Origin of the sequence: Pseudomonas sp. AKS31, assembly GCF_023634765.1 — a bacterium.
Lineage (GTDB): Bacteria > Pseudomonadota > Gammaproteobacteria > Pseudomonadales > Pseudomonadaceae > Aquipseudomonas.
In genome coordinates this window covers 56,855-76,032 of sequence record NZ_JAMLFX010000015.1, presented here as the reverse complement: position 1 = coordinate 76,032, position 19,178 = coordinate 56,855, and the positions used below count along the sequence as shown (strand labels likewise).

Genomic DNA, 19,178 nt, shown 5'->3' with positions numbered 1-19,178 from the left:
AAACAACTAAAAACATTTACACCCACAGAAAACCACAATATCAAACCAGTATTCCCATCAACTTTGCTTTCGCCACAGCCTGAGTCCTGCGCTCCACACCCAACTTCCCGTTAATCCGCCGCGCATGGGTTTTTACTGTATGCAACGAAATAAAAAGTTGTTCGGCAACTTGCTGATTCGAAGCACCTTGAGCAATCAACATCAGCACTTCGCGCTCACGTCGACTGAGGACCGGAACAAGATCATGGCTGTCGCATTGCCAGGCAGGAAACTGCTTGTCAGACACTTTGCCTCGGCGTAACTCCCACTCCCGCATGGCTTGCCGCAATTGGCAGCGTTCCACCAGCATTCCGGCTCGCTGGAAAGCTTGCTGCGCCGCCACCGTGTCACCGCTCGATTCGGCCAACTGGACGAAGGCCAGCAGCAACTCCGTTTCCGCCGTCAACATGCCTCTGGCCTGAGCCTCATTCAACAAACGCTCAAGGCTTGGCAGACAGTTTTCACCCGGATTCAATTGCGTATGCGCGCAGGCCAGCAGGTATTCAATGCGAATAATCAGCTCGAACGTCGCGGGCGGCGCCTGGAGTGCAGAGGGTCCACGGTAGTGCCGTAACAGCCGGCCCAAGGCCTCTTGCACCAATTGCGGTCGGCCCTGCTGCAACCAGAACTGGCTGCTGACCTGAAGCACAACACCGCGATAGACCGTATCGGGAATCTGCCGCTGCTGCATGACCCTTTCGGCCTCGCGCAGGCGTTCGAAAGCGCAGGCATAATCGCCTCGATTGCCGGCCAGTTGAGCCTGCCCCAGGTAGCCATACAAAACCCGTTTGTCTTGACTGCGCAAGCAGTCTTCAAGGCCTTGGCTGAACAGATCCGCAGCCTGCTTTTCAAGCCCCATGCACAGCGCCAGCCGGCCTCGTCGCAGGGCAATCCGGCCCAGCAGCGGCGTGGGTACCAGGGTGCGCTGGCGCAGCAAATGCTCAATGTCCACCAGCAGGTTTTCGGCACGCACAGGCGCGCCTCGCTGCTCGAGCCATTGCGCATGATCAAGCTCGAGCAACCCTTCGAACAACAGGGAGCCGTGCGCGCGTGCCAGGCACAGCGCCTCGCGGTTGCGAACATGGGCCTGATCGAGTTCACCGCACAGTAATGCCTGCTGCGTGAGCCCCGACAGACACATCAAACGGCCCTGCCAGGCATCATCATTCAGCGCTGACAATGCCTCCTGAAAACAGGCGCGCGCCGGCTCCATTTGCCCTTGCAGGTGACAGAGCCAACCGTGTTGCGCCTGCCAATGTGCCAGCAGTTGCTGCTCCAGGTGCGCCGTCGGTTGTGGCATGAAGCGGGCAAGATGGGCCATGCATTGCGCGGCCTGGTCGAATCGGCCGGCGAACAGCAATGCCCCCGTGACCAGCCTGATCAGTTGCGGTGTCATCAAGGTCAGCTCCCGGCTTTGCTCCTCATGCAAGCGCAACAGCAGGACGACCGTCTGATCTTCCAACAAATCCTCGAAGCTCAAATGCTGCAACAGGCTCACGGCGGTTTCGTATTCTTCGGCCAACAACGCTTGCTCGAACGCCGCTCGCCAATCCTGCGCAACAGTGAACCACTGACAGGCGCGCCGGTGCCACGAACGCGCACACGGCCAGTGCGACTCCTGCATGATTCGCGACAGCGGGCGGAAGACCTGCAGCCAGTCGGCGGACTCCTGCCATGGCTCGATAAAGCAGCCCAGCATCTGCAGATCATGCAGCAACTGTGCGCCTTCACCGGCGCCGAACAAATGCTCGCATAATGCCGCGTTAAACCGTGGCAGGTGGGCCAGAACACGCCACGCCTCGTCCTGCTCGGGTGTCAGATTACTGAAGAGTTCGTGCTGCAGATAATCGAGCAGAGTGTCGACACGCTGTTGCGGCTGCAGGTTTTGCGACCAGTCGCACTTTTGCAGGAGCGCCATGCGCGCACCCGCGCACCAGCCGCCGGTACGCTGGATGATACGGGCGGCGACACGGTCCGCCTGATCTGGCGGCAAATGGCGCAACACCGGTACAACCTCATCGTGAGTCAGCGCCAGGTTGGCGCGCTCGGATTCGTAGAGTTCGTCATCGAGCAACAGGCGCGGCCAGTTGCACTGCGGCCGGCGGCGCGTGCTGATCCACCAGGTGAGCGCCGGGCTGCTGACAGCCAGCAAACGATCCAGCAAAGCATCCAGAGCCGGATCCGGCAGACGACTGTAATCGTCGATGAACAGCGAAGTCGGCCTGGACCAACCTGCCAGTTCCGTCATCAGATGCGAAACGTCAAGGCCTTCGACCAGCCCGAGCGCCCGAGTCAGACGCAGGCAAAACTCCTCGCGGCTGAGCACTGCTCCCGCGAGCGGCAGCCAAATCGCCTCGCAGTCTGCACGCACCTGCAGAAGACATTCGGTGAGCAGAGCGGTTTTGCCACTGCCAGCGGGTGCGCACAACAGCCTGACCCGCGCACTCGATGCCAGCAGAGGTGCACTCAAACGACTGCGAGGCTGATGATATGAAGAAAGTCTTGGCAAAAATCCGGGTCGATCCAGGCACGGGGTCATGGCGGTCATCGGGTGAGCCTTCTTATCATTGTGCGCTCACCCTAGCCCTCTCCTGCGCGCTTGTTGACGAGTATTCAGCACGCTGATTGACGCCCATAAAAAAGGCGACCGTGCGGTCGCCTTTTGCCTTGCCCTTGTAGCAAAAACGTTACCGCACACCCTCTGCGCGCAGGGCCGATGGGGTGTAATCGGCAGCCTTGGCTTCGAAGCCGAACTCGAAACTGTGCTTCTCTTCGTTCTTCATGCCCAAGGCAATGTAGCGACCGGCGATGATGTCGTAGAGCGCTTCCAGCGTGTAGGCCTGGGCCTGGTGATCGTAGTAATACTGAGCGTGGCCTTCGGCGACACGCCACAGTTGCCCGCGACCGTCGTAGTGGTCCGCCAGCGCCACCTGCCAGCTGTCCTCATCGATGTACATGTGACGCTTGGCGTAGATGTGCCGCTCGTTCGGTTTCACCGTGCCGATCACTTCCCACACCCGGTGCAGTTCGTAACGGGTCAGGTCCTGATTGATATGCCCGGCCTTGACGATGTCGTCGTACTTGAGCTTCGGCGAGTCGAGTTTGTAGCTGTTGTACGGGATATACATTTCCTTCTTGCCGACCAGTTTCCAGTCGTAGCGATCCGGTGCGCCGGAGAACATGTCGAAGTTGTCCGATGTGCGCAGGCCATCGGCGGCGGTACCCGGGCCGTCATAGGCCACTTGCGGCGCCCGGCGTACGCGGCGCTGGCCGGCGTTGTAGATCCATGCCAGACGCGGTTCCTTCACCTGATCGAGGGTTTCATGGACCAGCAGCACGTTACCGGCCAGACGTGCCGGCGCGGTCACCGACTGCTTGAAGAAGGTCAGCACGTTGGCGGCTTTTTCCGGGTCGAGATCCTTCATCAATTGCGGCACGGCGATCTCTTCTTCGAAGCGGATCGGTGTGTAGCTGCCGTTGGTCTGCGGTGTCACCTGGGTGATGATGCGCCGCAGGTTACCGCCGTGATACCGGGTGATGTGGTTCCACAACACCTCCACGCCGTTCTTCGGAATCGGGAAGGCGTAGTAGCGGTTGCCAGTGAAATTGGCCAGGCCGTTACCGTCGTTAATGCTGGTGACATTAAGCGCACTGCGTTTGGCCGACTCGTAGATTTCCGTCGGTGCGGCGACCGTGCGGTGGGTCGGGTAGACCGGGATCCTGTAGGTTTCCGGGTAGCGTTTGAACATCGCTACCTGACCGTCGGAGAGCTTGTCCTTGTACTTGTCGACGTTGGCTGCGGTGATGGTGAACAGCGGTTTTTCATTGGCAAACGGGTCGGCGAGAAAGCCTTTGTTGTCCACCGCCCCGGCGTTTTTCGGGATGCCGCCGGTCCATGCCGGGATCGAACCGTCAGCGTTTCCGGCCTTCTCGGCGCCGAGCGGCGTCAGGCTGGTGCCAAGTTTGTTGGCCTCCTCCGCAGATACCGCCGCCATCACATTGGCCGCCAGCAGACTCAGGGCCAGCACACCACATTGCAGAATCATTTTGCGCATTGCATTCATCCTTCTCGGGCAGATCAGAAGTTCACGCCAAAGCTCAGGGCGACGAAGTCACGGTCTTCGAGGACGTTGTAGTCGCCACCGAAAAAGTCGGTGTAACTGAGGCTCGCGGTGTAGGTGTTGCGGTAGTCGGCATCGACGCCGACGCTGATCGCTTTCGCGCCTTCGTTGAACAGGCCGTTGGGGCCATAACCGGCGACGTCATGCGACCACGACAGGTTCGGTTTGAGGTTGATCCCACCAATCACGTTGGCGTAGTCGAGGATCGCCCGGGCGCGGTAGCCCCACGACGTCGAGGTGACAAAACCGTCGGTGTCGCCGCCGAAACCGTATTGGCCGTACACCGAGTCACGGCCATAACGCAGCTTGTCGCGCGACTCCAGACCGCCGACCCGCACCACCGCTGCTTCACCCACCAAGGTCAGGCGTTGAGCGCCCCAGACCTGATCGAAGAAGTGCGTGAGGGTGCTCTGGATCTGCGTAACTTCTTTGCGCCGATAACCCTTGTTATCAGACCCCGGATCGGTGGCGATCGGTGACGCGGCACCGCCGGCAATCGGGTTGAGCAGCGCCAGCGTCAGGTCGTTGGTGTTGACCTGCACCGGAGCGTTGGGCCGGTAGCTGATCTCGCCGGTCCATGCCGTGCCGGTGGGCAATGTAGTGGAAAAACTCGCGCCGTAGAGACGAATGTCCTCCGGGTACTCAAGGTAGTAGCCACCGCGTCCGAGCATCACGCTCTGGGCCAGGCCGGAACCGCTGCCGGGGGCCAGGCCATTGGCGATCCCGACCATGCCCGGCAAGGCAGCCAGTGTCGAAAGACCGGCCGTGGTCGTGCCTACCGTCGGCGTACGGCTGTGGTAGTTCATGAAGTAGAGACCGTACTCAGTGTCGTCACCGAGCCAGCGCAACGCGGTCCCCCATTGCCCGGAGTCACGCGCATCGCGGTCGCCGCCACGGGGAATCACCACCCCCTCACGGGTGACCTGAATGCCCTGACCAAAGGCCTGGGTCAGCGGCACCAACGGCGCGATCGCCGGGTTGCCGACCGTGTAGCCGTTGTTGCAACCGTCCGCCGCCACGTCGACACCGAAGAAGGTGCCGCAGTTGTCGAGAACGGTTTGGTCCCATTCCAGTTGATAGAAACCTTCAACGGTCAGTTGATCGGTCAGGCCTTGGGAGCCAAACAGCATGTTGACCGGAATCAGGCCTTCCTTGATTTCGGCACCGGGCCGCCGAAACGCCGAGACGTCGACCGGGTTGATGCTGTTGATCGAGTTGCCGATAAACGTACTTTCGCCCCAGCTCACCACCTGCTTGCCCGCACGCACAGTGCCCGGCAGGTCGGCGATGGAATAGTTGTGATAGACGAACGCATCGAGAATCTGCGCACCGGAAGACTTCGCACCTTCCTTGCGGCCGCTGTCGCTGATCGGCTTGAACTCGCGGTCTTCGTCTTTCAGCTCGAAGTCGTACCAGTACTTGCCGCGCACGAAGACACCGGTGTCGCCGTACTTGAGTTCGAGGTCGTGAATGCCCTTGAAGATTTTCGAGAAGGTCTCGCCCTTCTTGAAATTCAAACGCCCGTCATCACCGGTCGAGGATTGCCCGGTGCCCCCATTGACCGTGCCGACCAGCGACTTGTCGGCATCGCGCATGCCCCAGCTCGCACCGATCGACAGCGACGAGTCGAAGGTACCCTCGATTTCGCCAATGTTGAACGCAACTGCTTGCGCCTGGGCGCAGCAACCCAAAGCCACCGCGGCTGCCAGCGCCTGCGGTGTGAAGATGGCGCGCATTGTTGTTTTTGTCATGCGTCTTCCCCGGTGAGTGACAGAAGGCCTCACCCTACTGCCGGACAAGCGCGTCGATAAGCGCACCAAGGAGGTATTCGTGTTGTCGCTCGAAAGGATGAATGGCCTTGCGCGACGGGGCTTTGCGCCGCTCATGGATCGGCTGGATGGCGGATCATCAGTGCCGCGCATGGTGCACATGGGATCACGGGACTGTTACGTGCCCCGCAACAGTGCATGTCCGGAATCGGTATTTTTCCTACGCCCTCAAGACCTTATTCTGAGCGGGCTTTCACGGCACACACCGCAAAGCACGAAGCTTTGGCCTTTGAGCAACTCAGGTCATTGCCGACAGATTTCAGATGAATCGAAGACTTCGGTTTATCGCCCCGGTGTTCACTGACGTTGATTTGTAGCTCCTTGATCCAACGTCTTACCTTGGCCGCTGCGTTTGCAGCGGCCTTTTTTATGGGCGTTGAAAAAGTATTCCCTACTGCCTGCAAACACTTTCCAAGAACGACGTAGGACCTTTCCTGCGTCGCAGAAGAATTCTCCCTGCTTTGTTATTAGCCTGCGAAATCCCTCTCGAAACAACGCCCTGTTACTTACGGGCTTCTCAGATTTTGTAACCGCAAGTCTGATGTAACTTGAAACACCTCAACCCCTCGCTGGTGACACGGACGTCACTATCGGCCGCGCTAACTTGCCAGCGAGTTATCACGCACATTCAAAAGGACATGAATATGCGTACCGACAAACGCTTTTACACTCATAAGATCAGAGAATTCGAAAGGCTTAAAGCCTTGGGATATGGCGACACGGAAATGCCCGATAAAGACTCTTCCGTATGGAACAACGTCCACACTGCAACACTGGAGGATTACAAGCTTAAAGATGATCCAACGTTGTTATATACGCCAGAGGCGCTGGAAGCTGCAAGGCGGCAAGAAGAGCGTGAGTACCAGAAGTTGCTTAAGGAGATGTGGTAATGAATACCATTGAGCAAATTGTGAAAAATGAACCATTGGATGACATCGTCACCGTATTTTCACTGTTCAAACCAAATCCGCACCTGGACATGATGATCAGACAATACAACCGAGATTTGATCAGTCAATATGGAGCCCTAGAGGATGCCTACACTCGACTTATCGCGTCTGGAGTACTGGCACACGGGGATAAAGGCTTAGCTATTAAAGGCCCCAACTGGAAGGCTCCAAAATTTATGGCCGAAAAACGATACATTTAATGGGTTGTTGGCCGCCAAGCTCGAGCTTGGTGGCCTCATCTCTTTCAGCGCACCTATATTGTTCTTCGGATGCGCCGTTTCTTCGAAATCACTAATCTGCTGCCAATGCTAGGGAGAAATTATTGCTCAGGGTGATTTGTCGCTCCTTGATCAAACGTCTTACCTTGGCCGCTGCGTTTGCAGCGACCTATTTTATGGGTGCCGTTTTAGCCACCTCACCTGCATCAGCGGGAAGACTCCCCCATTGCTGTAGGAAATCTCCTTGTTTGATCTTCTAATGCCAAGCTATCAAACCGCCCTCCCAATTATTCATACAACTAAACAGTTCATTACTGACGATTGATGCAGATATTTCCATTCGAAAGCTGATGTAGGTTAATTGCTCCGCAAACCGAAAAATTCGCAGTGAGTAAAACGAATGTTGGAGCAAAGTTTTGTTGAGGGAGCCGAAACAAAAATTGAAGGAAAAGGGTCTGCAGCCAACCTCATCATGATCAAGCGTCTTGACGCCATACTGGAGCGCAAGCTCGAGATGAGCGATACCGATCGACGGTTCTATGCCTATTCACTTCGAATGATGGAGCGATTCAGAGCGATGGGATTCGCCGACGACTACATTCCCAAAAGTAATCCATCCCTTTGGAATAACCTCCATACGGCCACACTTGAAGACTTCAAACTGAGCGACGATGAGTCATTACGCTATACCGACGAGGCCATCGACGCTGCGAAAAAACAGGAGGTGGAAGCATTTGAATGCGTCAGCGGATCCAAGAGTTCGATTGCAAAACTCGAACAAGCTGTCAGGCAAGAAAATCTCAGAGACTTGTTATCAGTTTTGGCTATCGGTTTGGCATTTCCCTCAATCGATACACTGTTCGGGCGTTATCGATTTGAAGTCATCGCGCGCGGTGAATTGTGGAGAGCGTATGAGGAATTATTTCATGAGGGTGTATTGGCTGAGGGCAATGCGGCTGTCGCCATTCCGGGTCCAAACTGGAAAATCCCGGAGTTCATGATTGATAAACGGTACAAGGAATAATGGAACGAGCCTCGCCGCATCGAGAGGCAGCGAGGCTCAAACGTCTTTTAAAGCGAATACTTCTGCAAATTCGCCATCATTTCCTTCAGCGCCTCAATATTGTCCTTCGGATGCGCCGCCCCTTCGAAGTCGCAAATCTGCTGCCAGTGCGCCGCGACATCTTCCGGCGAGAATCCCACTCGTGGATCAAACCCTGCACCGAGGCTGCGCTCCCAACGCACCTTGCCCATCCAGCCGCCACCGACCTCAAACAGTCCGGAGGTTTCCTGGCATTGTTCACTGGCCAGATACACCACCAGCGGACTGACCAGCTCCGGCTTCAATTGCTCGAACACTTGCGGCGGGATCAGGCCTTCGGTCATGCGCGTGCCGCCAGTCGGCGCAATGGCATTGACGAGGATGTTGTTCTTGCGACCTTCGATGGCCAGGGTGCGGGTCAAACCGTAAAGACCCAGTTTGGCCATGCCGTAGTTGGACTGGCCGAAGTTGCCGTAGATACCTGAAGTCGAGGCGGTGAAGATCACCCGGCCGTAGTTTTGCTCGCGCAGGTGCGGCCAGGCGGCGCGGGTGACTTTGTAGGCGCCTTCGACGTGGACGCGGTAAACCAGATCCCAGTCGGCGTCGTCCATTTTGTGGAAAGTCTTGTCGCGCAGGATCCCGGCGTTGTTGACGACAACGTCGACGCGGCCAAAGGCATCGAGGGCGTTCTGCACCAGTTTGTCGCCGTCGGTGACCGAGTCGTGGTTGGCTTCGGCAATGCCGCCGGCTTCGCGGATTTCTGCCACCACGCGATCGGCGGCGGAGGCGTTGGCGCCTTCGCCCTGGGTCGAGCCGCCGAGGTCGTTGACCAGCACTTTGGCACCCTGCCTGGCGAACAACAATGCGTGGGCGCGTCCGAGGCCACCACCGGCTCCGGTGACGATCACGACTTTATCTTCGAAACGCACAGACTCATTCATCGCAGCAACTCCAGCAGGCCAGTATTGAGCCTGAGTGTCAGGCACAGGGCTTTGGGTCACAACGAATACGGCTGAGGCTGAATGGTGCGCGATAAGGTTGGGGGATGATGAGGCCGTCAAAGAAACAAAAGATCAAAAGATCGCAGCCTTCGGCAGCACCTACATTGGATTTGTGTAGGAGCTGCCGCAGGCTGCGATCTTTTGATTTGTCAGGAGCATGCTACTTTGCGCGGTGGCAGCACAAAACGATCGCGAAACGCCAGATAGTGCTTGAGCACCTGCACCGGTGCTTCGGTCTGTGGATAGTGGCCGATGCCCGGCAACAACACCGTGTCGGCGTCGGGGATCAATTCACGGTAACGCTCGACCATGTGCGCCCCGGAAATCGGATCGACTTCGCCATCGATCACCCGCAACGGAATTTCACCGCGCTGCATCGCCGTCACCCAGCGATCACGCTGCACACGGCGTTCGGGAATGTAACTGATCAATTTATGCATGATCCGAGGCCCGCGATTGCTGTCGACCAGGCTCCAGAAGTCGTCCAGTTCGCTTTCGCTTGGGCGGGTTTGCGGGCCGAAGATCTGCCGGAAGCTTTTCACCAGAGCGTCGCGAGTGAACGCACGACCGATCATCCAGCCCAGCGGACTGAGCAGCAATTTCTGCATCAGCACCGGGCGATGGGTTTCCGGGAACAGTCCGCCGTTGAGAAACACGCAACTGGCGATCTCGATCTTGTCTTCGTAGTGTCGGGCAAGCAGTTCTTGCGCAACACTGTCACCGTAATCGTGCGCCAGCACATGCACGGGTTCCTCGACCTGCAGATGCGCGAGCAAGGCCTGCTGCAAGTCCGCCTGCTCCAGCAGGCTGTAAGTGTGATTGATCGGCTTGGCCGAATCGCCAAAACCAAGCATGTCGCAGGCGATCACCCGATAACGCTGGGCCAGTGGCTGCCACAGGTAATGCCAATCCCAACTGGCGGTCGGAAAACCGTGAATCAGCAACAGCGGCTCACCCTGCCCCGCCGTCCAGTAGCGAATCGGCTGGCCACGAAAGACAAACGTCTGGCTGCGTTTACGCCAGACACACAGAGGAATCTCGGCAAGAGGCATTAGAGTTTATATCCGGGGTCTTGTTTATCGAGTTTGCGCAGCAACGCTGGCCAGGCCAGCGCGCCACCCATGCCTTGAGCACTTTTGGTGACGCCGGCGATCATCGCTTTGGCGCCCGCCAGAATTTGCGGTTCGATGGCGATGAGTTCAGCCCCACCGGTTTGCGCCATGACCTGAATGTCGCAGGCGCGCTGGAAGGTGAACATCATCAGAAAAGTGTCGGCGATGGTGCCACCACAGGTCAGCAGACCGTGGTTGTGCAGCATCAGGAAATTGTTTTCGCCAAGGTCGGCTTGCAGGCGCGCCTTCTCTTCGTGGTTCAGCGCCACGCCTTCGTAGCCGTGATAGGCCAGACTGGAGAGCACGAACAGCGACTGCTGACTGATCGGCAACACGCCCTGCTTTTGCGCCGACACCGCTACACCGGAAGCGGTGTGCGTATGCAGCACGCAAACCACATCGTGCCGCACTTCGTGCACGGCGCTGTGGATGGTGTAGCCGGCGGGGTTGATCTCGTAGGGGTTGTCCATGAGTTTGTTGCCGGCCTGATCGACTTTCACCAGGCTTGAGGCGGTGATCTCGTGGAACATCAGACCGAACGGGTTGATCAGGAAATCTTCGGTGCCCGGCACCTTGGCGGAAATATGGGTGAAGATCAGATCGTCCCAGCCATGCAGCGCGACCAGACGATAACAAGCGGCGAGATCGACACGGGTCTGCCATTCCGCGGCGCTGACCTGGTCTTTGACATTAAGGGACGATTGGACGGGGGCTACGCTCACTGTATGCACCTCTGCGTTCTTATTGTTCTGCACGTACGAGCAGTCTAGTCAGGCGCAGAGCATCGCGTAGTTGCATTGCCAGCCAGCTTGATGACTGAACGGGTCAGCCATGCAAACTCCTTGGATCCATGTCAAAGCCACGACGCCAACAAAGGCGCGGCAAACAGGTTGAGCAACCCGGTCAGCACCATCACCAGCCCGGCGACAGAACCTTCTTCACCGCCCACTTCATGGGCCCGGCTGACCCCGGCTCCGTGCGCGCCAACCCCGAACAACGCGCCGCGGGCCAAGGCGCTGCGCAGTGGCAACCACTTCAACAGCACCCCGCCGAGCATTGCGCCGAACACACCGGTGAACATCACGAAGACCGCCGTCAACTCCGGCACGCCGCCGAGGTTTTGTGCCAGCGGCATGGCGAACGGTGTGGTGATCGAGCGTGGCACCAGTGACATCGTCACGGAGCTGTCGAGCGCCAATGCCTTGGCCAATCCGAAGGAAGTACCGATCGATGCCGCACTGCCGGCCACCATGCCCAGCAGCAGTGCCGACCAGTGCCGCATCAATAAGCAACGCTGCTGCCAGATCGGCACGGCGAAGGCGACGGTCACCGGGCCCAGCACCAACATCAGCCAATGGGTATTGCTGGAGTATTCGGCATAAGCGGTGTGCAACGGCACAGCCAGCGCCAGCAACAACGCCGGCACCAGTATCAGCGGCGACAACACGTAGCGTCCGGTGCGCCGATATAACCAGCGACTGAACAAGTACGCCAACAGGGTAAAGGCCAGCCAGAACATCGGCATCCATTCAAGCTTCATGGGAACGCCTCATGCGCACGGCAAGCTCTACGGTGAAAGCCGTCACCAGCATCACCATTAATGTACTGGCGGCGATTACCAACAGGATTCGCCAGCCGTCATTGCGCAACAGCGCGCCATAGTCGAGCAGACTCATCAGCGCCGGTATGAAGAACAACAACATTTCGGCCATCAGCAAGCCCGCGCCCAATTGCAGGGCGGCGGGTTTTATCCAGCCGAAGGCAAAAGCCAGCAGCAACAGCGCCATGCCGATCACGCCACCGGGAATCGGCCACGCCAGCCAGGCGCCGAGCTGGCAGCCAAGCAGGTAGAGGCCGAGCAACACGGCGAGTTCGGCGAGAAGACGAGACAGGTGTTTGAGGGTGACAGTGTTCATGTTTTGCTCTCCAGACAGGCACTTATTTTATGAAGTACCCTGCCATCCCTGAAGCGAATTGTTAGACTCAACGCCATTCCAAAATGGAATCAGGCAATGGAATTCAAACAGCTGCGCAGTTTTGTCGAAGTCATGCATCAGGGCGGTTTCACCCAGGCCGCAAAAACCCTGCACATCAGCCAGTCAGCGGTGAGCAAACAGATCGCACAACTGGAGCAGAGCCTCGGCACGCCATTGCTCGAACGGCTCGGTTCACAGTTACGCCTGACCGCTGCCGGCAGCGTGGTGCTGCAACGGGCCGAGGGCATGCTGCGCTTGCGCAACGAATTGCTCGCGGAACTGGATGATCTGAGTCATCTGGCACGTGGAGAACTGCGCCTGGGTTTGCCACTGCTGGGAAGCGATGCACTGTTCGCAGAATTGTTTGCCGAATACCGCCGACGCTATCCGAATATCAGCATTCAGTTACTTGAGGGCGGTAGCCGCAACATCGAGCAGGCGGTGCTCAGCGGTGAACTGGAGTTGGGTGGCAGTCTGTTGCCCAAGGATCCGCAATTCGACTGTCAGCCGTTTTGCGATGAGAAACTCGACGCCCTGCTGCCCGTGGATCATCCGCTGGCCGATCGAGGCGAGATTGGTCTGGAGGAGTTGGCCGAGACACCCTTTCTGCTCTATCAGCGCAGCTTCGTGCTCAACGACCGCTTGCTGCAGGCGTGCCAGCAACTGGGTTTCACACCGAAGGAAGGCGGACGCAGCGGTCAGGCGGATTTCCTTGCGGCGCTGGTGGCCGCCGGGCAAGGCGTGGTGCTGTTGCCCAGCGTGGTGGCACGCGGGCTAGTGCGGCCAGGCGTGGTGCGCCTGACCTTGCGCGCGCCGGATTATCTGCGTTGGGATATCGCGTTTATCTGGCGGCGCGGCGCCTATCTGTCGAAAGCCGCACAGGCGTGGCTGAGCCTGCTGCGTGAACGGGCAATCAGCCCTTGAGCGCTTCGATCAACTGCGCCAGCCAAGGCTCGGCATCGGTTTCCGGGGTGACGCTTTCGCTGGCGTCGATGCGCAGCATCTCTTGCACTTCACGCACGCCCAGTTCGCCAAACAGTTCACGCATTTGCTCACCACCGCCGCAGAAAGTGTCGCCGTAACTGGCGTCGCCCAAGGCAATCACCGCGCCCGGCAAACCGAGCAATTGCGCTGGCAACTGATCGCGAATCGCCGAATACAGCGGTTGCAGGTTATCGGGCAATTCGCCCATGCCAGTGGTCGAGGTCACTGCGAGCAATGCTTCGGGGCCGAACGCCTGGATGTCGGCGAGGCTGGCGCGCGAGTTGTAGAAGGTTTCAAAGCCCGCGGCTTTCAACAGGTTCTGGGCGTGACGGGCGACTTCTTCGGCGGTGCCATAGACCGAACCGGAGAGGATGGCGACTTTCATCAATCTGATCCTGAAACTGGAAAAAAAGAGCCGCGATAGTAACAGCCTCAAGCGCAAAGCTGCGACTGGATCTCAATTGGCGGTAATGGCCAGTAGACAGCGCCTGCGGTTCTTCTAGAATGCGTGCCACTGACAACTCTGAAAGGATTCAAAGATGATCAACGCCAACCTGCTGCAAATGGTGATCAACGCGTCGAACGACGGGATCGTGGTCGCTGAAAAGGAAGGTGAACAGGACAACATCCTGATTTATGTGAACCCGGCTTTCGAACGTCTGACCGGCTATACCAGCGAGGAGATTCTTTATCAGGACTGCCGGTTTCTGCAGGCCGGTGATCGTGATCAGGAGAGTCTGGCGCTGATTCGCGAAGTCTTGCGCAACAATGGATCGTGCCGGGAAATCCTGCGCAACTATCGCAAGGACGGCACACCGTTCTGGAATGAACTGTCGCTTTCAACGGTGAAAAACGTCGAAGACGGGCAGACCTATTTCGTTGGCGTGCAGAAGGACGTCACGGTTCAGGTCAAGGCGCAACAGCGCGTGATTCAACTGGAAGCTGAAGTCGCTGCCCTCAAAGCAGAATTGGCAGCATTGAAAGCGACAAACGGTCAAAACAAAATCGCGAACTAAGTGTCATTAACTACAATCACCAATGACTTTGTATCTATATCTTTCGAGTTAGCCATGCAGCGCGACGCCCTCCTCACTCAGGATGAGCTGGATTTCATCCAGACCATGCAGCACAACCCGCAACTGAACGTGCGGGATGCGACGTCGAGTCTGCTGGTTAACGGCGGTTCGCAGATCCGTGATTTGCTCACCCGCCTTGCCGCTCACGAGCAAGTGACCATTCAGGCCAACTTCGAAAATCAGCAGATGACCTTCCCGTTGCATCTGGTGGAAGACGAGTTCCACGCTTTGCATCTGCGTCTCGGTGTACCGAGTATTTATGAAGATGGCCCGATGGTGCGGCCATGGCGACTGACTCTCGAAGAGCCGGTTGCCCTGGAAAATGCCAAGGGTCAGCCGGGCACGTTGTGGGTCCACGAGGTATCGCACAAAGGTGTGCTGCTGGAAGTGCGCAACAAGACCAAGCCACCCAAGCATTTCGCGCTGTGGTTCAGCCCTTCGGGCTACGAGCGGATTTCATTGCGGGGCAATTTCGAACGGGAAACCGAGAGCGGTTTCTACGCCTACGAACTGAGCCAGACCGACACCGATGAAACAGAGCGTCTGCGCCAGTTCATCCTGCAGCAACATCGCCTGACGCATCCCGCCCTTCACACCTGAGTTTCAGGTGTCCAGATTCCCCGCGAGAAACTGCAGCATGCGCTGACGCATGTTCGCGCCTTCATTGCCCAGGCACGCAACTGACGATCCGGCCAGGCTGTCCTGCGCCAGATCTGAAGCGTCGCCCGCCAGCATCAACTGACAATCGAGACTCAACGCCAAGCGGTTCAGACGCCGAGGCAATTCGGCATTGGGGGCGTGATTGGAAAACAGCACGAGTGCATCAGGTTTGATCTTTTCGCACACCAACGTCAGTTCATCGAACGGCTGACCTGTCGTCAGCACCCGAACGCCGGAATTGCTATCACTGAGGAACAACGCCGCCACCAGCAACTCCAGCTCCCGGCATTGCCCGGCCAGTGCGCTGACGATCACCCGGCGCGGTTGCGTGCCACGCAGCATGACGATCCGTTGCAACACCCGCGCCCGCAGGAACCCGTCGAAGAACAGCCACTCGCTGGTTTGTCCGAACGCATCCTTACTCTGCAACATCTGCAGCCATAACGGCATGAGAATGTCCTGAAATACCACGGACAATGCGTAGGAAGAGAAAATCTGCCCATAGACGCGATCCAGTTGCTGGTCGTCGAACGCACTGACCGCCTGCTGGATCTGCTCCTGCCATTGCAGATAATCGGCCTGCACCAGGTCATCCGGGATGATGTGCGCCAATACTTTCATCGGCTCGGTCTTGGCGAGGATCTTGCCGACTTTGCTCACGGCAACACCGCGATCAATCCAGTCGACGATGCTGCGCACACGCTCGATATCGGTCATCGAATAGAGCCGATGCCCACTTTCAGTGCGTGTTGGTTGAATCAAACCGTAGCGCCGTTCCCACGCGCGCAAGGTCACCGGGTTTACACCTGTCAGGCGTGCGACCTCCCGAATCGGGAACAAATCGGCGCGTTCCAGCGCAACAGAGGCCTGCGTGGCAGGGTTTGCGTCCGTGATCACAGGCATAGGGGCGTTCAACTTCCATGTCGGGTCAATTGGATCCTATTCTAACGCTTATGCCCCGATTGGGTTCAAGTGATGAAATGCGAAGAACTTCGCTGGTTTAATCGTGAAAATCCGGAATAATCCTTGCTTGTTGAAAAACGCAGGCCTCTACCCCGGCCCTGCGTCAGGCGAAACTCCTACCCGGAGCGACGCAATCGAAATACGGAGATACATAATGTCTACTTCCCCCGTCACGCTGATGGTTGCCCGTCGCGTCGCTGATGGCCGCTATCAAGACTTGATCGCCTGGCTGCGCGAAGGCGAACAACTGGCCACTGATTTCCCCGGTTATCTGGGCTCCGGCGTGCTCGCTCCGCCACCCGGCGATAACGAATTCCAGATCATCTTCCGCTTTGTCGATGAGCAAACGTTGCATGCGTGGGAGCATTCGGTTTCACGTACCGCGTGGCTGAGCCGTGGCAGCGATCTGTTCGCCCACCCCAAAGAGCATCGGGTCAGTGGCATCGAAGGCTGGTTCGGCGCTGCCGGGCAACGTCCTCCACGATGGAAGCAGGCCGTTGCGATCTGGCTGGCGTTCTTTCCGGTGTCACTGCTGTTCAACTTTGTCCTCGGCCCGTTGCTCGCAGAACTGAGCCTGTTGCCGCGGATTTTGATCAGCACCGCGTGCCTGACGCCGTTGATGGTTTACTTCTTTATCCCGCTGTCGACCCGATTGCTGGCGAACTGGCTGAACAGTACGCCGGTGCGACTGCCTGTTTCGGCGGCACCTCAGAAACATTAAAGATCGCAGCCTCGTCGCACTCGACAGCTTCTACAGGACTGCATACAGGCCAAGGTAGGAGCTGCCGCAGGCTGCGATCTTTTCAGGCTCGTCGCTGTTATAGTTTTTACTCCCACCGCGATGCGAGCCGTTCATGCCTGATTCCTCAGCCCCGATCCTCATCACCGGTGCCGGCCAGCGTGTCGGCCTGCATTGTGCGCAGCGGTTGCTCGAAGACGGCCATCGCGTCATCTTCACCTACCGCAGCGAACGCCCGGGTGTGCAAACGCTGCGCGATCTGGGCGCCATTGGCCTGTTCGCCGACTTCTCGAGCGAGGTCGGGATCCTCGCGTTCATCAATGAACTGAAAACCCACACCGACAGCTTGCGCGCCATCGTCCACAACGCCTCCGAGTGGCTGGTCGAAACTCCAGGCTATGAGGCCGAAGCGTTCACGCAGATGTTCAATCTGCACATGCTCGCGCCGTATCTGATCAACCTGCACTGTGGCGAAATGCTGCAACGCACGACGCCCGCCGACATCGTCCACATCAGCGACGATGTCACACGCAAAGGCAGTAGCAAACACATCGGCTATTGCGCCAGCAAAGCCGGGCTCGACAGCCTGACCCTGTCCTTCGCCGCCCGCTATGCGCCGGCAATCAAGGTCAACGGCATCGCCCCGGCCCTGCTATTGTTCAATCCCGACGACGACGCGGCGTACCGCGCCAAGGCACTGGCCAAGTCCGCGCTGGGCATCGAACCCGGCAGCGAAGTGATCTACCAGAGCCTGCGCTATCTGCTCGACAACCCTTATGTCACCGGTACGACCCTGACCGTCAACGGCGGACGGCACGTCAAGTAAGCCGACTCGCGAGGATGTCCATGACCCGCTCACTGCCCGAGAATTACCGCGAAATCCTCATTGGCCTCGGCGAAGATCCCGACCGTGAAGGATTGCAAGACACCCCTGCGCGCGCGGCCAAGGCCATGCAATACCTGTGTCATGGTTACGAACAGAGCGTTGATGAGATCGTCAACGGCGCGCTGTTTGCCTCGGACAGTGACGAGATGATCATCGTCGCTGACATCGAGTTGTACTCTTTGTGCGAACATCACCTGCTGCCCTTCATCGGCAAGGCCCATGTGGCTTATATTCCGACGGGCAAGGTGCTGGGTCTGTCGAAAATCGCGCGACTGGTGGACATGTTCGCCCGGCGCCTGCAGATTCAGGAAAACCTCACCCGACAAATCGCCGACGCAATGCAACAGGTCACCGATGCCGCCGGCGTCGCGGTCGTCATTGAGGCCAGACACATGTGCATGATGATGCGCGGTGTCGAGAAACAGAATTCGACCATGAACACCTCGGTCATGCTCGGCGCGTTCCGCGAGTCGAGCAACACCCGCCAGGAGTTCCTGCAATTGATTGGACGGAGCAAGTAAATGCCACAACTTCAGCCGGGAATGGCGCGCATCCGGGTCAAGGATCTGCGCTTGCGCACCTTTATCGGGATCAATGAGGACGAAATCCTCAACAAGCAGGATGTGCTGATCAACCTGACCATTCTGTACGCCGCGCAGGAAGCGGTGCGTGACAATGACATCGACCACGCGTTGAATTACCGCACGATCACCAAAGCGATCATCGCGCACGTCGAGGGCAACCGCTTTGCGCTGCTCGAACGCCTGACTCAGGAATTGCTCGATCTGGTGATGAGCAACGGTTCAGTGCTGTATGCCGAAGTCGAAGTCGACAAGCCGCACGCGCTGCGTTTTGCCGAGTCGGTGTCAATCACGCTTGCAGCGAGCCGCTAGCTTCAAGCTTAAAGCGGCAAGCTGTAAACTTCGTATCACCGCCACCCATTTTGCAGCTTGAAGCTCGTCGCTTGAAGCTGTCTCGCAGAGACTCCCATGACCGAGCAACAACGCCTCGAACTCGAAGCCGCCGCCTTCCGCCGCCTGGTCGCCCACCTGGACAGCCGCAAGGACGTGCAGAACATCGACCTGATGAACCTCGCCGGCTTCTGCCGCAACTGCCTGTCGAAGTGGTACAAGGCCGAAGCCTACGAGCGCCAGATCGAGGTCAGCCTCGATGACGCCCGCGAAGTGGTTTACGGCATGCCGTACGCCGAGTGGAAAGCCCAATATCAGCAAGAAGCCAACGCCGAGCAACAAGCAGCGTTCGCCAAAGGAAAAACCCATGAGTGATCTGAACACCCTGCGCACCAGTCTCAAGAGCGGCGAACACGCATTCGCCGACACCCTGACGTTCATCGCCGCCGGTTACGACTACCAGCCGCAGGCCTTCAACAACGGTGGCGTAGAAAACGCCGCCGGGCAGAACGAAGGCTCGTGCAAGACCCTGGGTCTGGCACTGCTGGAAGGTCTGAGCGATGAAGAGGCGCTGTTGGCGTTTGGCGAGCATTACCGTTCGGTGGTGGCCACGCCTGAGGGCAGTGATCACGGCAATATCCGTGCATTGATCCAGCATGGCCTGGCCGGCG

Annotated in this window: 22 protein-coding genes; 12 read left to right on the top strand and 10 right to left on the bottom strand. The window is 58.1% G+C overall.

Annotation, left to right across the window (positions count from 1 at the left end):
• Window positions 1-40: 40 nt before the first annotated feature.
• From M9827_RS24730 to M9827_RS24720, 3 genes are all read right to left on the bottom strand, one after another.
• On the bottom strand, window positions 41-2,587 hold the full coding sequence (locus M9827_RS24730) for a helix-turn-helix transcriptional regulator (protein WP_250607700.1): 2,547 nt from the start codon (window positions 2,585-2,587) through the stop codon (window positions 41-43).
• 139 nt (window positions 2,588-2,726) lie between these two features.
• Window positions 2,727-4,094 carry a DUF1329 domain-containing protein gene (locus tag M9827_RS24725; RefSeq protein ID WP_250607698.1) on the bottom strand — a complete coding sequence of 456 codons (1,368 nt, stop codon included), beginning with the start codon at window positions 4,092-4,094 and terminating at the stop codon, window positions 2,727-2,729.
• Window positions 4,095-4,117: 23 nt separating this feature from the next.
• Window positions 4,118-5,911 carry a DUF1302 domain-containing protein gene (locus M9827_RS24720; protein ID WP_250607696.1) on the bottom strand — a complete coding sequence of 598 codons (1,794 nt, stop codon included), beginning with the start codon at window positions 5,909-5,911 and terminating at the stop codon, window positions 4,118-4,120.
• 722 nt (window positions 5,912-6,633) lie between these two features.
• On the opposite strand from M9827_RS24720, the gene M9827_RS24715 reads away from it, so the two are divergent.
• From M9827_RS24715 to M9827_RS24705, 3 genes are all read left to right on the top strand, one after another.
• Window positions 6,634-6,879, top strand: a complete 246-nt coding sequence (locus tag M9827_RS24715) for a hypothetical protein (RefSeq protein ID WP_250607694.1) — start codon at window positions 6,634-6,636, stop codon at window positions 6,877-6,879.
• A complete protein-coding gene (locus M9827_RS24710; protein WP_250607692.1) occupies window positions 6,879-7,139 on the top strand; it encodes a hypothetical protein in 261 nt (86 codons plus the stop codon). Before M9827_RS24715 ends, M9827_RS24710 begins: the two co-directional genes overlap by 1 nt.
• A gap of 418 nt (window positions 7,140-7,557) precedes the next feature.
• Window positions 7,558-8,181 (top strand): hypothetical protein, encoded by a 624-nt coding sequence (locus tag M9827_RS24705; protein ID WP_250607690.1) that lies wholly within the window; start codon window positions 7,558-7,560, stop codon window positions 8,179-8,181.
• A gap of 47 nt (window positions 8,182-8,228) precedes the next feature.
• On the opposite strand, the gene M9827_RS24700 is transcribed toward M9827_RS24705, so the two are convergent.
• From M9827_RS24700 to M9827_RS24680, 5 genes are all read right to left on the bottom strand, one after another.
• Window positions 8,229-9,140 (bottom strand): SDR family oxidoreductase, encoded by a 912-nt coding sequence (locus M9827_RS24700; RefSeq protein WP_123464741.1) that lies wholly within the window; start codon window positions 9,138-9,140, stop codon window positions 8,229-8,231.
• Window positions 9,141-9,349: 209 nt separating this feature from the next.
• A complete protein-coding gene (locus tag M9827_RS24695) occupies window positions 9,350-10,252 on the bottom strand; it encodes an alpha/beta fold hydrolase (protein ID WP_250607688.1) in 903 nt (300 codons plus the stop codon).
• Window positions 10,252-11,034: a class II aldolase/adducin family protein gene (locus tag M9827_RS24690; protein WP_250607686.1), complete on the bottom strand. Its 783-nt coding sequence runs from the start codon at window positions 11,032-11,034 to the stop codon at window positions 10,252-10,254. The genes M9827_RS24695 and M9827_RS24690 overlap by 1 nt, the downstream gene beginning before the upstream one ends.
• A gap of 131 nt (window positions 11,035-11,165) precedes the next feature.
• Window positions 11,166-11,852: an LrgB family protein gene (locus M9827_RS24685; RefSeq protein WP_250607684.1), complete on the bottom strand. Its 687-nt coding sequence runs from the start codon at window positions 11,850-11,852 to the stop codon at window positions 11,166-11,168.
• Window positions 11,842-12,228 carry a CidA/LrgA family protein gene (locus tag M9827_RS24680; RefSeq protein ID WP_250607682.1) on the bottom strand — a complete coding sequence of 129 codons (387 nt, stop codon included), beginning with the start codon at window positions 12,226-12,228 and terminating at the stop codon, window positions 11,842-11,844. The genes M9827_RS24685 and M9827_RS24680 overlap by 11 nt, the downstream gene beginning before the upstream one ends.
• 96 nt (window positions 12,229-12,324) lie before the next feature.
• Between M9827_RS24680 and M9827_RS24675 the strand changes: the two genes are divergently transcribed.
• Window positions 12,325-13,212 carry a LysR family transcriptional regulator gene (locus M9827_RS24675; RefSeq protein ID WP_250607680.1) on the top strand — a complete coding sequence of 296 codons (888 nt, stop codon included), beginning with the start codon at window positions 12,325-12,327 and terminating at the stop codon, window positions 13,210-13,212.
• Here the strand turns inward: M9827_RS24675 and M9827_RS24670 are convergent.
• Complete coding sequence (locus M9827_RS24670) at window positions 13,202-13,657, bottom strand: flavodoxin (protein ID WP_250607678.1); 456 nt, start codon at window positions 13,655-13,657, stop codon at window positions 13,202-13,204. The two genes, M9827_RS24675 and M9827_RS24670, sit on opposite strands and share 11 nt — an antisense overlap.
• Window positions 13,658-13,811: 154 nt before the next feature.
• Between M9827_RS24670 and M9827_RS24665 the strand changes: the two genes are divergently transcribed.
• Window positions 13,812-14,288: a PAS domain-containing protein gene (locus tag M9827_RS24665; RefSeq protein ID WP_250607676.1), complete on the top strand. Its 477-nt coding sequence runs from the start codon at window positions 13,812-13,814 to the stop codon at window positions 14,286-14,288.
• Window positions 14,289-14,342: 54 nt separating this feature from the next.
• Window positions 14,343-14,948, top strand: coding sequence for a hypothetical protein (locus tag M9827_RS24660; protein ID WP_016987019.1), 606 nt, complete (start codon window positions 14,343-14,345; stop codon window positions 14,946-14,948).
• Between the two features lie 3 nt (window positions 14,949-14,951).
• Here M9827_RS24660 and M9827_RS24655 read toward each other — a convergent pair whose 3' ends face one another.
• On the bottom strand, window positions 14,952-15,911 hold the full coding sequence (locus M9827_RS24655) for a MerR family transcriptional regulator (protein ID WP_250607674.1): 960 nt from the start codon (window positions 15,909-15,911) through the stop codon (window positions 14,952-14,954).
• Between the two features lie 214 nt (window positions 15,912-16,125).
• Between M9827_RS24655 and M9827_RS24650 the strand changes: the two genes are divergently transcribed.
• From M9827_RS24650 to M9827_RS24625, 6 genes are all read left to right on the top strand, one after another.
• Window positions 16,126-16,692, top strand: a complete 567-nt coding sequence (locus M9827_RS24650; protein WP_250607672.1) for a putative antibiotic biosynthesis monooxygenase — start codon at window positions 16,126-16,128, stop codon at window positions 16,690-16,692.
• Window positions 16,693-16,825: 133 nt separating this feature from the next.
• Window positions 16,826-17,536, top strand: coding sequence for a dihydromonapterin reductase (folM, locus tag M9827_RS24645; RefSeq protein ID WP_250607670.1), 711 nt, complete (start codon window positions 16,826-16,828; stop codon window positions 17,534-17,536).
• Window positions 17,537-17,556: 20 nt separating this feature from the next.
• Window positions 17,557-18,117 carry a GTP cyclohydrolase I FolE gene (gene folE, locus M9827_RS24640; protein WP_250607669.1) on the top strand — a complete coding sequence of 187 codons (561 nt, stop codon included), beginning with the start codon at window positions 17,557-17,559 and terminating at the stop codon, window positions 18,115-18,117.
• A complete protein-coding gene (gene folX / locus M9827_RS24635; RefSeq protein ID WP_007914273.1) occupies window positions 18,118-18,489 on the top strand; it encodes a dihydroneopterin triphosphate 2'-epimerase in 372 nt (123 codons plus the stop codon).
• A 96-nt stretch (window positions 18,490-18,585) separates the two neighbouring features.
• The gene (locus tag M9827_RS24630; protein ID WP_250607668.1) at window positions 18,586-18,882 is read left to right on the top strand and encodes a DUF1244 domain-containing protein; all 297 of its coding nucleotides are present in this window, start codon (window positions 18,586-18,588) and stop codon (window positions 18,880-18,882) included.
• Window positions 18,875-19,178 (top strand): HopJ type III effector protein (locus M9827_RS24625; RefSeq protein ID WP_250607667.1); only part of this gene is annotated, 304 nt, incomplete at its 3' end. The genes M9827_RS24630 and M9827_RS24625, both read left to right, overlap by 8 nt.

Coding starts and splice junctions, on each gene's coding strand:
- M9827_RS24680 (WP_250607682.1), bottom strand. CDS start 12,228: ATGAACACTGTCACCCTCAAACACCTGTCTCGTCTTCTCGCCGAACTC.
- M9827_RS24715 (WP_250607694.1), top strand. CDS start 6,634: ATGCGTACCGACAAACGCTTTTACACTCATAAGATCAGAGAATTCGAA.
- M9827_RS24655 (WP_250607674.1), bottom strand. CDS start 15,911: ATGCCTGTGATCACGGACGCAAACCCTGCCACGCAGGCCTCTGTTGCG.
- folE (WP_250607669.1), top strand. CDS start 17,557: ATGACCCGCTCACTGCCCGAGAATTACCGCGAAATCCTCATTGGCCTC.
- M9827_RS24670 (WP_250607678.1), bottom strand. CDS start 13,657: ATGAAAGTCGCCATCCTCTCCGGTTCGGTCTATGGCACCGCCGAAGAA.
- M9827_RS24660 (WP_016987019.1), top strand. CDS start 14,343: ATGCAGCGCGACGCCCTCCTCACTCAGGATGAGCTGGATTTCATCCAG.
- M9827_RS24710 (WP_250607692.1), top strand. CDS start 6,879: ATGAATACCATTGAGCAAATTGTGAAAAATGAACCATTGGATGACATC.
- M9827_RS24685 (WP_250607684.1), bottom strand. CDS start 11,852: ATGAAGCTTGAATGGATGCCGATGTTCTGGCTGGCCTTTACCCTGTTG.
- folX (WP_007914273.1), top strand. CDS start 18,118: ATGCCACAACTTCAGCCGGGAATGGCGCGCATCCGGGTCAAGGATCTG.
- M9827_RS24725 (WP_250607698.1), bottom strand. CDS start 4,094: ATGCGCAAAATGATTCTGCAATGTGGTGTGCTGGCCCTGAGTCTGCTG.
- M9827_RS24700 (WP_123464741.1), bottom strand. CDS start 9,140: ATGAATGAGTCTGTGCGTTTCGAAGATAAAGTCGTGATCGTCACCGGA.
- folM (WP_250607670.1), top strand. CDS start 16,826: ATGCCTGATTCCTCAGCCCCGATCCTCATCACCGGTGCCGGCCAGCGT.
- M9827_RS24650 (WP_250607672.1), top strand. CDS start 16,126: ATGTCTACTTCCCCCGTCACGCTGATGGTTGCCCGTCGCGTCGCTGAT.
- M9827_RS24665 (WP_250607676.1), top strand. CDS start 13,812: ATGATCAACGCCAACCTGCTGCAAATGGTGATCAACGCGTCGAACGAC.
- M9827_RS24720 (WP_250607696.1), bottom strand. CDS start 5,911: ATGACAAAAACAACAATGCGCGCCATCTTCACACCGCAGGCGCTGGCA.
- M9827_RS24705 (WP_250607690.1), top strand. CDS start 7,558: ATGTTGGAGCAAAGTTTTGTTGAGGGAGCCGAAACAAAAATTGAAGGA.
- M9827_RS24675 (WP_250607680.1), top strand. CDS start 12,325: ATGGAATTCAAACAGCTGCGCAGTTTTGTCGAAGTCATGCATCAGGGC.
- M9827_RS24695 (WP_250607688.1), bottom strand. CDS start 10,252: ATGCCTCTTGCCGAGATTCCTCTGTGTGTCTGGCGTAAACGCAGCCAG.
- M9827_RS24630 (WP_250607668.1), top strand. CDS start 18,586: ATGACCGAGCAACAACGCCTCGAACTCGAAGCCGCCGCCTTCCGCCGC.
- M9827_RS24730 (WP_250607700.1), bottom strand. CDS start 2,587: ATGACCGCCATGACCCCGTGCCTGGATCGACCCGGATTTTTGCCAAGA.